We start from the raw sequence: 13,763 nt of genomic DNA, 5'->3' as shown, positions 1-13,763 counted from the left end.
AATATCTTACATCTGGCATTCTATACGGTATCCATATCTTCATTTAACATCTTTAAACACAAATTCTTCTAGAATTTGTTTTAATAGTTTCCGGATCTTTTAGGTGGGCAGGATGTTAATTTGTTCATCTGTCCATTTCTTTGTATCTATTGATTCAGAGTCTTCTAACCAACGATATGGATCCGCTACCTTTACACCATGATAATTATCAATAACAGTTTCTTTTGATTTTCGCATGTTCTTTTCATCAAAATTAGAAACAAAAGACGGCTCTACTATGTCTCAAGTAAAAATGAAGCTACTGCTTGAAGAATTTGTGAAAAGCGAGAATAAACAAAAACCATTCTCAGATCAGAAAATATCCGATTTTTTTAAAAAGAAAAAAGGTATTACAATTTCCCGGCGAACAGTGACAAAATACCGTGAGGAACTCAATATTCCATCTTCAAGCAAGCGGAAGGAATTGAAATTATAAAGATAAATATGAACGCGGGCCATGTTATGCCTTATGTCCACCAATCTTCTTACTCCGCTCCAGTGTAATCCCGGCATCGGTGTAGCTTGAGGCACGCAAAATGGCAGTAGATCCGAACCTGTCACGAATAGCATCCATGACATAGCCGATATCATTTTTCTTGGAACGGTCTTCAAATAGATCCAGCTGTGTTTCACCTTTTTCAAATAAGTTGTCCAAGGTTACATATACATGTCTGATTTTGCTTTTTCCATCATAAAATTGGCTGAATAGCTGCATGCATATTTGATAGATATCCATCGTTACATTAGTGGGGTGGGGAACAGATTTCGAACGTGAAAATCCGCCACCTGTTTCTTTCGAATAGGATACACCAAGATGAATCGTTTTCCCGGTCATTCCTGCTGTGCGGGTGCGACGGCATACCTCTTCGCACAGATCAAGAATACAAATCGCGGTGTCTTCTTTTGTGTAGTCCCGCAGCAAGGAGATTCCATGTCCGAAGCCTTTTTGTTCCGTCTTTGTGAAATCGCCATAAACGGGGCTGAGGTCGATACCCCAAGCGTGCCAATACAATTGTTCTCCCATTACGCCAAATCGCTTTTTTAGATGTGCTAAGTTAAACTTGGCGATCTGCCCAAGTGTGACAATTCCCATTCGATTGAGATTATGCTTCATTCTGCTGCCAATCCCCCAAATATCTTCCACAGGAAATGGCCAAAGCTTTTCTTCTACGTCCTCATACCTGCACTCAGCAATTCCTACCTTTTTGGCATGCAGGTCCATGACCACCTTTGCCAGAAATTTATTATCCCCAATCCCAATCGAACATGTAATACCAAAGCTGTCCAAAATATCTTTTTTTATTTTCTCGGCTACCTGCCAGCAATCTCCAAATAATTTTTCCAGGCCATTTACTGTTACCCACACTTCGTCAACGGAGTATTGATGAATGGCTTGCTTGGGTACATATTGATTAATCAGTCTGGTTATTTCTACGGAAACATGAAGATAGTCGGCCATATGAGCAGGAACAATGTGGATTTCCGGATCTTTCGGCAACTCAAAGAATCGGCTTACATTGCTAATTCCATATTTCTTTTTTAACTCAGGAGATGCAGCTAAAACAATACTGCCGGATCTGCTTGGGTCACCAACTACTGCTAACAACGTTTTCATTGGATCCAGCCCTAATTTAACAGCTTCTACACTCGCATAAAAAGAGCGCATATCAATACAAAGTATGTCATTACGAGGATAAGAGGAATAATCCATACGAATTCACCACCTTTTGAGAACGTTTGTTCTTATTATATGGAAAGAGAATCAAATTATCAATGGAAATTTATTCTTTTATTATTTAAATATTTATTTGATTATTTTAAAAATTAGTGCATTGTATTTGTAAGAGGGAACTAAGTATATTATCATTTATGTAGTGAGTTTAATAAGACTGCTAAAGTTACGTGCATTTGATATAAAATGCGACATCGTACGCCACCGCTCTGGAAATACACTACGCTTTTCGCGGGCGGCTGGTGAGCTTCTTCATGCTGACGCATTTCAGAATCTCACCTATGCCTTTCCTCCCGCAGAAGTCTTCGTGTATTTCCTCCGCTGATGTGATGTCCAATTATGGAACGATAGTAATCACGTTATTGATCAAAACATGAATTTTCACTATTATGGCAGTTGATTGGAGCGGAGGACCGTTGACTCCTGCGGGAACAAGCACGTGTCTTACTTTTGTACTAAGTAATCGCAAGTGCAGGTACAGTTCCAATTTTTTAGAAAAAAGCCATTAATAAAGAAAAAGGGGAGAGCAGTGTGAATGATAAGTTGTTAGAAGAATATAACCTAAAATTGGTAAAACTCGATCTTCCCTTTCGTCTAAACCACGTAAATTGTTTTATTGCAGAGGGAGAAAACGGTTGGAAAGTAATTGACGCTGGTCTCCATAACAAGCAAACAGTGAAGAGATGGGAGGATGAATTGGCAGGAAAAGAAGTCACAGACATTCTGGTAACACATTATCATCCAGATCACTTCGGTTATGTTGGCGCTCTACAAGAAAAGACAGGAGCAAAGGTATCCATGACGAAGATTGATGAGGCTAATGGGATGCAGTCATGGCAGGATGCTTCTATCCGTAAATTGAAAGATAATTACATCTTAGCAGGTATACCAAACGAGATTTCTGCTGAAATGACCAGTAACACCAATGAATTTACACCGCTTGTTACACCATATCCTGAGGTGGATCACTACTTTCAAGAAGGTGAGATGGTAAATCTCGGCAGCTATGATTATGAGGTTATCTTTACCCCAGGTCATTCAGATGGCATGGTGGTTTTTTATAATAAAGAGAAAAACATGCTGCTTTCAACGGATCATATCCTACCGAAGATCACACCAAATATTTCTTATTGGTTTCACGGTGATCCTAATCCATTAGGAAGCTACTTACAATCACTGGATAAAATAAAGAAATTGGATGTTGACTTTGTAATTCCTTCGCATGGAGAGCCTTTTTACGGGGCAAACAAAAGAATTGACGAAATAAAATCCCACCATGAGGATCGGCTTATACAAACAGTAGAGGGGGTTCGTAGTGGAGGAACAGTCTACGATACCTGCCAAAAGCTATTCCAAAAAAAGCTAACCATTCACGAGATGAGATTTGCCATTGGAGAAACACTGGCTCATCTTGAATTTTTAAGGTACGAGGGAAATTGTCATAGGGAAATCAGAAGTGGGGAGTACTGGTATTATAGCTGAATAGAGAAACCCAAAACGCTAATGATCATATAAGTGAGCGGTTTGGGTCTTTTTATGCTTCCAACTTAATTTAACGTTAATATAAATCCTTCTAATCAATGCATTAAATAAAAAATAAGACACACAATACAACAGTATTTAATATAAAAGGAGGAGAGATACTATGTCACAGCAACAAGCACAACAAACACTTCAGCAGATTGCTCAGGTCGCTCAACAATTGGAGCAGCAGGAGCAACAAAATGCACAGCAACTTCAACAACGCTAACATGGGTACACAACAATCAATGGCCCAGCGTGAACAAAACGCAGCACAGCAGTTACAACAAATTCAACAACTGGTTGCACAATGTCAACAACAGATGAACCAACAATAATTATTTTCACAGAATGAAAGCACCTCTAAGGGTGCTTTTATTCTGTATTTGGTATGTTACTGGAGATACTACACCATTTAAAAAAAGTACAGGTGTTATGTTACTGTTCTTCATGTTTCCAAAATGTATCTTCCCCGCTAACCGGACAGACTGGGAATTCATCATTATCTTTAAATGTTACTCTTTTACCAGACTGACAGAGATATTCGCCTTTTTTGGGTACGCCCTGTCCTGTTCGATACTGCCGATTGTGTTCATCCATTCTAATAACCTCCATTTTAAGTCTATTGTTATCCTTTGGCAACAGAGCGTTATTTATTCTTATTTAGAATTGTGTTTTGCCACGTTTTTTTACATAAAAAAGGGATTTGAGCTAACTATGTGGAAATAATTAATATGGCAGGAGCGAGGGTAAATCATGATTTAAAAGGCTAGACTATTACAAATGAGAGATATGCTACTGATGCTGAGGTGATCAGATGAAAAAAGTCATGTATATGGTTGGTGCTATAATTATATTAAGCTTAATCCTAATCGTGGCATCTATTTTTCTAAAAAGTAATAGTAAAGAGGCTAAAGATAGCGGGGAGGTCAACAAAATGAATTCACAGAGTAAAACGGAATTCAATGTGGTAGAAGATAATAAATTAAAACAAAATCTCAGGGACTACATACAAAATGAACCAAAATTGAAAGGCGCACTAATGGGTATTAGTATTCGAGAATCCAATACAGGGGAAATCCTATTTGACAACATGGGTGATATACGCCTTCGTCCGGCATCCAATATGAAAATACTGACAGCCACGGCAGCGCTTTCAGTATTAGGGGAAAACTTTACGTTTCCAACAATGGTGCAAACAGATGGTAAACAAAGAGATGATAAGCTTGAGGGAAACCTTTATTTAGCTGGAAAAGGAGACCCGACATTACTGCCAGCTGATTATGACTATTTTGCCCAGGAGCTAAAGGCTCAGGGGATCGAGACAATTGAAGGAGATATTATTGCTGACGATACATGGTTCGACGATGTACGTCTCTCGCCTGATATGATTTGGAGTGATGAACATTTTTATTATGGGTCACAGGTGTCAGCACTTACAGTGTCACCGAATGAGGATTATGATACGGGAACAGTAATTGTAGAAATAATTCCCACAAAAGAAGGAGAAAGGCCATTCGTAACAGTATCACCTGAAACAGCTTACATAATAATTGAAAATACAGCAATCACGGGAGCTAAAAACGATGAAGAGGATTTAAAAGTTGAGAGGGAGCATGGAGGAAATACAATAACCATACAAGGCGTCATTCCAGTTGATTCAGCTAACCAAAGAGAATGGATGGCTGTATGGGAACCAACGAATTATGCATTGGATCTATTTCAGCAAGCACTTAAGAAATATGAAATTTCATGGAAAGGAACGGTAAAGACAGGGCAATCACCAAAGCAAACAACGGTACTTATAACGCATGAATCAATGCCTTTATCGGAGCTGCTCATACCTTTTATGAAATTAAGCAATAATGGAATTGGTGAAATTTTAGTAAAAGAGATGGGTAAGAGAGTTCGAGGAGAAGGAAGTTGGGAGAAGGGAATTGAAGTATTGGAAGAAGAACTCCAAAAACTTGGCGTGAATATAGATACAATCTTAATTAGAGACGGATCTGGCATATCGCATGTAAGCTCAATCCCTCCAAATGAACTATCGAATCTCTTATTTACCATTCAAAATAAAGAATGGTTTCCTGAATTCCTGAATTCAATGCCAGTTGCTGGAAAGGAAGACCGAATGATTGGGGGAACATTGAGAAATCGCATGCATGATCATTCGGTTCAAGCGAAAACGGGAACTATTAATGGGGTTAGTACTTTATCTGGTTTTTTAGAAACAAATAACGGTAATAAGCTTGTTTTTTCTATAATGGTAAATAACTTATTAGATGAAGATGATGGCAAATTAATAGAAGACAAAATAATTGAGATCATTGTTAATGACAGATAAAGCATTGCATGGATTGCGATGCTTTTATTCTTAAGCTTAGGCAATACGATTATATTGCGCTTAATATATTGACAGTTCTAACTTTTTGCCCTATGGTTAGTTATACCAATTAAATAAATTTTTATTTTGTTTCTTATCTAGAGAGGTGGAGGGATATGGCCCTGCGAAGCCTCGGCAACAGGTTTTAATAATCTATTAGAACACTGTGCCAATTCCAACAAGCGCTAGCTTGAAAGATAAGAGGGGAAGAATCCTTCGTGATCTTAAACTCTTTTCTTAACCTGAAAAGAGTTTTTTTGTTTAAAATAGCAAAGAAGAACAGGAGTGGGTACATGAAATACGGATTTTGGTTACCTATTTTTGGCGGATGGTTGAGGAATGTTGAGGATGAAGGTATGCCACCCACATTTGATTATGCAAAAAAAGTTATACAATCCGCTGAAAAATGGGGGTATGATACAACGTTAATTGCTGAATTGTATTTAAATGATATAAAGGGAACAGATGAAGATTCCATAGAGGCTTGGTCGACTGCAGCAGCTTTGGCAGCAGTAACAGAGAAAATTGAGATAATGACAGCAGTTCGTCCGGTTTTTCATAATCCCGCGGTGACAGCAAAGATGGCAGCTAATATAGATCATATCAGTAATGGTCGATTCACATTAAATGTTGTTTCCGGATGGTGGGCTGAGGAAGCTAAACAGTACGGTGCTGATTTCACAGAGCATGATGAGCGTTATGAACGTACCATCGAATTTCTTGAAGTTTTAAAAGGTTTATGGACAGAAGAGACATTTTCATATAATGGTAAATTTTATCAAATTGAAAATACAAAGCTAGCACCAAAGCCAGTTCAACGACCGAACCCATTATTGTATGCTGGTGGAGAAAGTGAAAAAGGCAAGCAGGTTATATCATCTTTATGTGATGCTTATGTCATGCACGGGCATACAGTAGAAGAAGCAAGAGCAAAAATTTTGGATATGAAAGAACGAAGGAAATATTCAGACCGTGAACCATTAAAATCCTTTGGTATGGCAGCCTATGTGATTTGTCGGGAAACGGAAGAAGAGGCACTTGAAGAATTAAAACGGATTACTACTGTTAAAGAATCAGGAGCATATGCCGGATTCAAAGATTTTACAACCAAATCCCAGCTTGAACAACAAATTCAGCTGCAGGATTACTCCGTATCAAATCGAGGAATACGACCCAACTTAGTAGGGACACCTGAACACATTGCTAAGCAGATACTCGAATTTGAAGACGCAGGAGTCGACTTATTGTTATTACAATGTTCGCCACAATTAGAGGAATTGGAAAACTTTTCAAAGCAGGTTATGCCCAAGGTAGAGGAATTGCGAGCAAAAAAAACGGACCAGGAGGTAGTGCAGTGAGTAAAATATATGTGATACATGAAAATAATGAATGGACAGAGCATTTATTTAAAAGATTGGAAGAGTTAGAGCTTCCTTATGAGGATTGGTTATTGGATAGTGGAAAGGTTGACTTGACGTCCGAGCCACCGGAAGGTATTTTTTATAATCGGATGAGTGCTTCATCACATACTAGGGGACATCGATTTGCGCCTGAATTAACGAGTGCGGTACTTTCATGGCTGGAACAAAATGGTCGAAAGGTGGTTAATGGCAGCAGGGCACTTCAGTTGGAAGTAAGTAAGGTATTACAGTATTTGGAACTTGAGAAATTTGGAATCAAAACACCGAAGACGATAGCTGCAGTCGGAAAAGAGGAACTATTGAAAGCTGCAGAGACTTTTGAAGGCATTAAATTTATTACGAAGCATAACCGGGCTGGAAAAGGTCTTGGTGTCCAACTCTTCCAATCTGTCACTGCATTACGAAGCTATGTAGAGGGGGAGAATTTTGAAGAGCCGGTTGACGGTATAACATTGATTCAAGAGTATATCGAATCTCCGGAGTCGTACATTACGCGCTGTGAATTTGTTGGTGGTAAGTTTGTCTATGCAGTTCGTGTAGATACATCTGAAGGCTTTGAACTATGTCCAGCAGATGCTTGTACCATTGATGATTTGTTTTGTCCTGCAGGCGAAGAAGCGTCAGCACCAGATAAATTTCAAATCAGAGAAGGATTTGATCATCCAGTACTTGAAAAATATGAAAAAGTCCTTGCTGCAAACAATATCCAAGTCGCGGGAATTGAGTTCATTGAGGATAAAGATGGAAACATTTATACGTATGATATTAATACAAACACCAATTATAATAGCGATGCTGAAGCTAAGAGTCGTAAAAAATATGGAATGCTGGAAGTAGCTAACTTTCTAGGTAACGAGCTTAAAAGGCTGGAAGGATCTACTACAGCATCGTGAAAATTGTGTCCTTACACCCAACAGCGGGATGTAGGGGCTGTTTTTTTTGTGTAGGTATAGTGAATTCATCAAAACAGGTGATCTACCAGTTATGGATGTTTCCTTCGCATGAAAGTTTCACTTTGATAAATAAGGGTATAATTTTTATACGTTAGAGTGAAAATGCAAGGGGTAGTTTAATGATAGACTCAATGTTATTAAAGGTCATAATCGTCATCGTGTTAGGTATAAGTGCCCAGTGGTTGGCATGGAGGTTTCGATTACCAGCAATTGTAATCATGTCGGTAACGGGTTTACTTGTTGGACCGGGATTGAGAATTGTTAACCCTATTGAAGACTTTGGTGCAATGTACGACCCGATTATTTCAATAGCTGTGGCAATTGTCCTGTTTGAGGGTAGTCTTAACTTACACTTCAAGGAGATCCGGGGTCTTGGTCGGCCGATTACACGTATTGTCACTATCGGCTCTTTGATTCGTTGGTTGCTTGGGGCTTTTGCTGCTTATTTTATTGCAGGTTTGTCCTGGCCTGTTTCATTTGTAATTAGTGCTTTATTTATTGTAACAGGGCCCACCGTTATTCTACCTCTTTTAAGGCAAGCAAAATTAAAATCCAGACCATCTAAAATACTTAAGTGGGAAGGAATTATTATAGATCCTATTGGCGCCTTACTTGCAGTACTTGCTTACCAGGTTGTCCTATTTTTATTTAATAATGATGTTGGTTATTTGTCTTTATTAGTATTTTTTGTTACCTCTGGACTTGTTGGGGTAATGGGGTATTTAATTGCTAAGGTTTTGGGATGGTTATTAGTAAAAGGGTATGTACCAGAATTCATAAAGTCGCCAATCATGCTTGCAGTCGTCATTACTACCTTTACTATTTCAGATTTGATCATGGAAGAGACAGGACTTTTAGCGGTTACGGTTATGGGGATTACGTTAGCTAACCTAAATCTTCCTGCTATTCAGGATATGAGGGCATTTAAGGAAAACGTGTCCACTATATTAATTTCAGCTATTTTTGTTATGTTAACAGCTTCTATTGCAAGAGAAACATTACACGAGATCATGAATATTGAAGTACTTGGCTATGTTGCAGTGATGCTGTTCATTATCCGTCCATTGGCAATTTATATTGCTACCATAAGAACCGACTTGCAAATGAAAGAAAAAATCCTGCTTGGATGGATTGCTCCTCGGGGAATTGTTGCACTAACGGTTGCCAATTACTTTGCTGCTTTATTAATTGATCAGGAGTTTGAAGGCGCAGAAATGGTAAGTGCTATAACATTTGCATTGGTCTTTGGCAGTGTATGTCTCCATGGCTTCTCGTTGGGGTGGCTGGCAAGGAAATTAGGGTTGGCTATGGAAGGCAAGCCAAGTGTTTTGTTAGTCGGAAGTAATCCATTTACTGTCAAGTTCGGTGGCTTTATGAAGGAGATGGGGATTCCGGTATTACTTGTTGATACATCTAAAAAGAGATTGAAGTCTGCTGATGATCACGAGCTTCCTTATGTGAAAACTGAAATTTTAGCTGCAGAATCAGACGGTCAGTTTGATAAACAAACTTACGACTACTTGATCAGCGCTACTGAAACAGAGTCTTATAATGCACTGGTCAGTTCCAGGCATATCGAAGAATTTGGAAGAAGACATGTATTTAAATTAAATACCAGAGAACAACAAGACAAGAAGTCTACTTCACCAATTTGGACCGTAAGTGGCGAAGTTTTATTTTCAGAAGAGATAGTAATAGAAGAGTTAATCGAAAAGGTGGAGACAGGGTATCAATTTAAAAAAACACATTTAACAGAAGCTTATAGTTATGATGATTTTCGAAAGGATAGGAATACCAAAGTGATACCGCTATTTAATCTGAAACCTTCTGGGAAACTGCAATTTTTCACAGATGAGCAAAAAGTAAAGGTGGAGACGGAGGATGTTATTATTAGTTTAGAACCACCTGCCTAAAGACAATAGGCTATATCATTTGATCTCACGCTTATTTCTATTCACATTGTTCAGGCTGGTGGAATAATTAAGTAAGAGGGTAGGTAAATACCCAGCTTGTAACTACATGAAGGAAGTGAGTGTATTGTTTTATCATGTAAAGGAATTACAGTACCACGCAAAGCCAGAACGGCCTGATCCTGTCTATGCTAAAAAACTGCAAGAAATATTAGGAGGACAATTTGGTGAGATTTCTGTAGCAATGCAGTATCTATTCCAAGGATGGAACACTCGTGGAGATGGCAAGTATAAGGATTTATTGATGGATACAGGTACAGAGGAACTGGCACATATCGAGATGCTTGCTACAATGATTGCTAGATTATTAGACGGAGCACCAGATGTGGAACTAGAGGATGCTGCTAAAGATCCGGTTATAGCAGCAATCTTAGGTGGTTCAAATCCGCAGCACACGATTGTATCTGGCTTGGGCGCCATGCCAGCAGACAGTGTAGGTAATCGCTGGACCGCCGATTACATTATTGCGAGCGGAAATTTGCTAGCAGACTTTCGTTCTAATTTGAATGCCGAATCTCAGGGAAGACTGCAGGCTGTAAGATTATATGAACAAACAACTGACCGTGGGGTAAGGGATATGCTCTCTTGGTTGATTGCCAGGGATACGATGCACCAGAACCAGTGGTATGCAGCGTGCCGTGAGTTGGAAGAGAAGGAGAACATTGTAGTTCCTAGTACATTTCCGAGAGAATTACAAAAAGAACAGGTAGCATATACGCTGTTTAATTATTCTGCTGGAGACGAAAGCGCAACAGGACGCTGGGCACATGGTCCAAGTATGGATAGCTGTGGTACTTTTAATTACGTTGATAAGCCTGTAGCATTTGCTCCGGCGCCTCATCTTGCTCCGGCACCACCGTATATCCATGATACGCCGTTGTGGGCGCTGCGGAAGTCAGATGATGCGCCTGATCCAGATATGATGTAATCGTGATTTTTTTTAGATTCTATAAAAAGGCTGAACAAAGATAGGAAATCTACTTTGTTCAGCCTTTTTCGTTTGGTAATAAACTCCTAATTGTAAACCATAGTAGTTTGAAAAAAACATATATGGGGTAGCCAATTAGAAATTAAAACTTTTTTTAAAAAAGGAGTATAAGCGATGACACCTGATCAAATAGGGTTTACCTTATTATATTTGGCTTTTTTTTTACTTTTAGGTAAATGGATTCGTGTTCGTATTAAATGGCTGCAGAATTTATTTCTACCCTCATCTATAATTGGTGGATTTCTGGCGCTTTTCTTAGGACCACAATTACTCGGGAATATATTGAAAAATTTTGTTAACGAGGATTCTTTTTGGGTGAATGGAATAATGACTGAGGAAGTAATGGAGGTTTGGGAAGCATTACCTGGTTTAACAATTAATATTGTATTTGCCACATTATTTCTCGGAGCAACCATTCCTACATTATCTAAGATATGGAAGTATGGTGGCCCACAATTAGCCTTTGGTTGGACAATAGGCTGGGGACAATATGTTATTGGTATCTTACTTGCTGTCCTTGTATTATCACCGTTCTTCGGTCTGCCTCCAATGGCTGGTGCGCTGATAGAAGTGGCCTTTGAAGGTGGGCATGGAACTGCAGCTGGGCTATCTGGAACATTTGAAGAGCTGGGTTTTGCAGAAGGGTATGACCTTGCGATTGGACTAGCTACAATAGGTGTGCTCTCAGGTGTGATCATTGGAATAATTTTAATCAATTGGGCTGTTCGTAAAGGAAATACAAATATCATAAAAGATGTTAAAGGTTTTTCTACATTGAGAAAGCAAGGGATAATGGAGTTTCAGAACAGGGAACCTGCTGCGAATATGACTGTCAGACCAGAATCAATTGAACCATTATCCCTGCATTTTGCAGTGGTAGGTATGGCAGTGTTTGTCGGTTGGCTGCTCCTTGAAATGCTCATATGGATTGAAAGTGTTACATGGGGTGCAATTACTGATTCCGAATTTATGACTTATATTCCCTTGTTTCCATTAGCAATGATTGGCGGTATCATTATTCAAGTTATTTTCAATAAGATTGATAATGCGGAAGTGCTTGATCGCAGAATGATTAATCGGATTCAGGGGTTTTCGCTGGATGTTTTAATTTTAACAGCAATTGCAACGGTTTCGCTGGATGTAATTGGTGAATATATTGTGCCATTCTTACTTATGGCAGGTGCCGGAATTGCCTGGAACGTCTTTGGATTCTTGATCCTAGCACCGAGAATTATTCCGACCTACTGGTTTGAGCGTGGGATTGGTGATTTTGGTCAGTCTATGGGGATTACAGCGACAGGGCTTTTATTAATGCGCGTTGCTGATCCGAAAGGGGAATCGCCAGCATTTGAAGGGTTTGGCTATAAGCAATTGCTTTATGAGCCTTTTCTTGGAGGAGGTCTTGTTACCGCATTATCCATCCCGCTGATTTACCAGCTTGGCGCCATACCGTTTCTTATCTTCGCAATTATCATGTGTGTTGGAGGAGCTTTGGTTGGACTGCTGCACTTTGGGAGGAAGTAAACATGTGAAAGGGAGAGAAGCTTAATTGAGTGCACATCAAGTGTTACTGTTGTTAACTATTGGCTACATTGTATTTTCTATTGATAAAAAGCAGAACTATTTTCCAGTCCCAGTAGTACTGGTGTGTATCGGTTTAGCTCTGGCAGTCATTCCCTATTTTGATTCTATTTCAATAACTAAGGAAATGATTTTTACTATTTTTCTTCCTGCGTTATTGTTTGTTTCGGCATATAGCTTTCCATTGGATAACTTACGTAAAAATAAGTGGATTATAGGAACTTTAGGTACCATCGGCTTAGTAGTAACTGTTTTGTTGCTTGGCTTAGCCATTTACGCTGTGGGCAATCTGTTTGTGTCCCTATCCTTGGTAGGATCCTTGTTGATCGCTGCTATATTATCACCGACTGACCCTGTGTCTGTTGTTTCTATACTAAAGGGTTCATCCGGCGATGAGAAGATTGCCGATATAGCAGAAGGAGAATCCATGCTGAATGATGGTACGAGCATTGTTTTATATTCCCTCCTGTTGGTCATGTTTGTGCAAAATACTACATTTTCTCTTGGTTCATTCATTGGAGAATTTTTGATTGTTTCATTAGGTGGTATCCTCATAGGAGTTACATTCGGCTGGCTGATGAGCAAAGCTGTTCACTATACCCATCACCGGGAATACCAAGTAATGTTGAGTATGATCGTTGCGTATGGAAGTTACTACTTAGGGGAAGCAGCGGGTGTATCTGGAGTTCTTGCTACTGTGTCGTCCGGACTGATGCTTTCCTTTGAATTCGGAAAAAATATTAAGGAAGATCATTTTCGTGATTCGCTGGATGGGTTTTGGAATGTTGTTGAACCATCCGTTTTATCTTTAATCTTTTTATTAATAGGTATTCAGGCAGCTGACTACCTACTCTTTTCTCAATGGATACTAGCGGTTATTATATTCTTATTATCGCTTATTATAAGATTTGCGGTGCTTACAGGAATTACGCAAAGCATACCGTCATGGAGACGTGAATTCAAAATGAGCGATACAGCTTTAATTACATGGTCGGGGATAAAAGGTACCATGTCTGTAGCGCTTCTAATGGGCTTGGAAGCATCAGTTGATCAGGATGACATATTAATCTCACTGACATTTGCATCCGTGCTATTATCGTTGGTAATCCAAAGCGCTGGAATTCACCCACTTACAAAGCAATTGAAAAAATAAACAAAAATGTGCTCCTGTTTAC

13 protein-coding genes and 1 riboswitch are annotated in these 13,763 nt (G+C 39.1%); of the genes, 9 read left to right on the top strand and 4 right to left on the bottom strand.

Going from position 1 to position 13,763, the window contains the following annotated elements; genetic code table 11:
• Positions 1 to 99 precede the first annotated feature (99 nt).
• The gene (locus QGM71_RS16980) at positions 100 to 237 is read right to left on the bottom strand and encodes a hypothetical protein (protein ID WP_327608762.1); all 138 of its coding nucleotides are present in this window, start codon (positions 235 to 237) and stop codon (positions 100 to 102) included.
• 40 nt (positions 238 to 277) lie between these two features.
• Between QGM71_RS16980 and QGM71_RS16975 the strand changes: the two genes are divergently transcribed.
• Complete coding sequence (locus QGM71_RS16975) at positions 278 to 475, top strand: RNA polymerase factor sigma-54 (RefSeq protein WP_327608761.1); 198 nt, start codon at positions 278 to 280, stop codon at positions 473 to 475.
• 24 nt (positions 476 to 499) lie between these two features.
• Here QGM71_RS16975 and QGM71_RS16970 read toward each other — a convergent pair whose 3' ends face one another.
• Positions 500 to 1,750, bottom strand: a complete 1,251-nt coding sequence (locus tag QGM71_RS16970) for a DNA polymerase IV (protein WP_327608760.1) — start codon at positions 1,748 to 1,750, stop codon at positions 500 to 502.
• Positions 1,751 to 2,302: 552 nt separating this feature from the next.
• Here QGM71_RS16970 and QGM71_RS16965 point away from each other — a divergent pair.
• Positions 2,303 to 3,253 carry an MBL fold metallo-hydrolase gene (locus tag QGM71_RS16965; protein WP_327608759.1) on the top strand — a complete coding sequence of 317 codons (951 nt, stop codon included), beginning with the start codon at positions 2,303 to 2,305 and terminating at the stop codon, positions 3,251 to 3,253.
• 264 nt (positions 3,254 to 3,517) lie between these two features.
• Here QGM71_RS16965 and QGM71_RS16960 read toward each other — a convergent pair whose 3' ends face one another.
• Positions 3,518 to 3,640: a hypothetical protein gene (locus tag QGM71_RS16960; protein ID WP_327608758.1), complete on the bottom strand. Its 123-nt coding sequence runs from the start codon at positions 3,638 to 3,640 to the stop codon at positions 3,518 to 3,520.
• 90 nt (positions 3,641 to 3,730) lie between these two features.
• On the bottom strand, positions 3,731 to 3,892 hold the full coding sequence (locus QGM71_RS16955) for a hypothetical protein (protein ID WP_327608757.1): 162 nt from the start codon (positions 3,890 to 3,892) through the stop codon (positions 3,731 to 3,733).
• 217 nt (positions 3,893 to 4,109) lie between these two features.
• Here QGM71_RS16955 and dacB point away from each other — a divergent pair, with 217 nt between their 5' ends.
• The 7 genes from dacB to QGM71_RS16920 all read left to right on the top strand — a co-directional run bounded on the left by dacB (position 4,110) and on the right by QGM71_RS16920 (position 13,741).
• Complete coding sequence (gene dacB / locus QGM71_RS16950; RefSeq protein ID WP_327608756.1) at positions 4,110 to 5,636, top strand: D-alanyl-D-alanine carboxypeptidase/D-alanyl-D-alanine endopeptidase; 1,527 nt, start codon at positions 4,110 to 4,112, stop codon at positions 5,634 to 5,636.
• 130 nt (positions 5,637 to 5,766) lie between these two features.
• A riboswitch (SAM riboswitch) is annotated at positions 5,767 to 5,879 on the top strand.
• An 89-nt stretch (positions 5,880 to 5,968) separates the two neighbouring features.
• Positions 5,969 to 7,033 (top strand): LLM class flavin-dependent oxidoreductase, encoded by a 1,065-nt coding sequence (locus QGM71_RS16945; RefSeq protein WP_327608755.1) that lies wholly within the window; start codon positions 5,969 to 5,971, stop codon positions 7,031 to 7,033.
• Positions 7,030 to 7,989, top strand: a complete 960-nt coding sequence (locus QGM71_RS16940; RefSeq protein WP_327608754.1) for an ATP-grasp domain-containing protein — start codon at positions 7,030 to 7,032, stop codon at positions 7,987 to 7,989. The genes QGM71_RS16945 and QGM71_RS16940 overlap by 4 nt, the downstream gene beginning before the upstream one ends.
• A gap of 179 nt (positions 7,990 to 8,168) precedes the next feature.
• Positions 8,169 to 9,962, top strand: coding sequence for a cation:proton antiporter (locus QGM71_RS16935; protein WP_327608753.1), 1,794 nt, complete (start codon positions 8,169 to 8,171; stop codon positions 9,960 to 9,962).
• A 124-nt stretch (positions 9,963 to 10,086) separates the two neighbouring features.
• Positions 10,087 to 10,947 carry a manganese catalase family protein gene (locus tag QGM71_RS16930; protein WP_327608752.1) on the top strand — a complete coding sequence of 287 codons (861 nt, stop codon included), beginning with the start codon at positions 10,087 to 10,089 and terminating at the stop codon, positions 10,945 to 10,947.
• Positions 10,948 to 11,121: 174 nt separating this feature from the next.
• Positions 11,122 to 12,531 (top strand): sodium/glutamate symporter, encoded by a 1,410-nt coding sequence (locus QGM71_RS16925; protein ID WP_327608751.1) that lies wholly within the window; start codon positions 11,122 to 11,124, stop codon positions 12,529 to 12,531.
• A 25-nt stretch (positions 12,532 to 12,556) separates the two neighbouring features.
• The gene (locus QGM71_RS16920; RefSeq protein ID WP_327608750.1) at positions 12,557 to 13,741 is read left to right on the top strand and encodes a cation:proton antiporter; all 1,185 of its coding nucleotides are present in this window, start codon (positions 12,557 to 12,559) and stop codon (positions 13,739 to 13,741) included.
• Positions 13,742 to 13,763: the final 22 nt, after the last annotated feature.

The organism is Virgibacillus tibetensis (assembly GCF_036026595.1).
Classification (GTDB): domain Bacteria; phylum Bacillota; class Bacilli; order Bacillales; family Amphibacillaceae; genus Virgibacillus_P; species Virgibacillus_P tibetensis.
The sequence above is the reverse complement of the archived record's forward strand: the minus strand, read 5'-3'. Positions and strand labels throughout refer to the sequence as shown.

Bases quoted from the DNA above. Each gene is read 5' to 3' on its own strand.
- QGM71_RS16935 (WP_327608753.1), top strand. From the start codon at position 8,169: ATGATAGACTCAATGTTATTAAAGGTCATAATCGTCATCGTGTTAGGT.
- QGM71_RS16925 (WP_327608751.1), top strand. From the start codon at position 11,122: ATGACACCTGATCAAATAGGGTTTACCTTATTATATTTGGCTTTTTTT.
- QGM71_RS16970 (WP_327608760.1), bottom strand. From the start codon at position 1,750: ATGGATTATTCCTCTTATCCTCGTAATGACATACTTTGTATTGATATG.
- dacB (WP_327608756.1), top strand. From the start codon at position 4,110: ATGAAAAAAGTCATGTATATGGTTGGTGCTATAATTATATTAAGCTTA.
- QGM71_RS16955 (WP_327608757.1), bottom strand. From the start codon at position 3,892: ATGGATGAACACAATCGGCAGTATCGAACAGGACAGGGCGTACCCAAA.
- QGM71_RS16980 (WP_327608762.1), bottom strand. From the start codon at position 237: ATGCGAAAATCAAAAGAAACTGTTATTGATAATTATCATGGTGTAAAG.
- QGM71_RS16945 (WP_327608755.1), top strand. From the start codon at position 5,969: ATGAAATACGGATTTTGGTTACCTATTTTTGGCGGATGGTTGAGGAAT.
- QGM71_RS16975 (WP_327608761.1), top strand. From the start codon at position 278: ATGTCTCAAGTAAAAATGAAGCTACTGCTTGAAGAATTTGTGAAAAGC.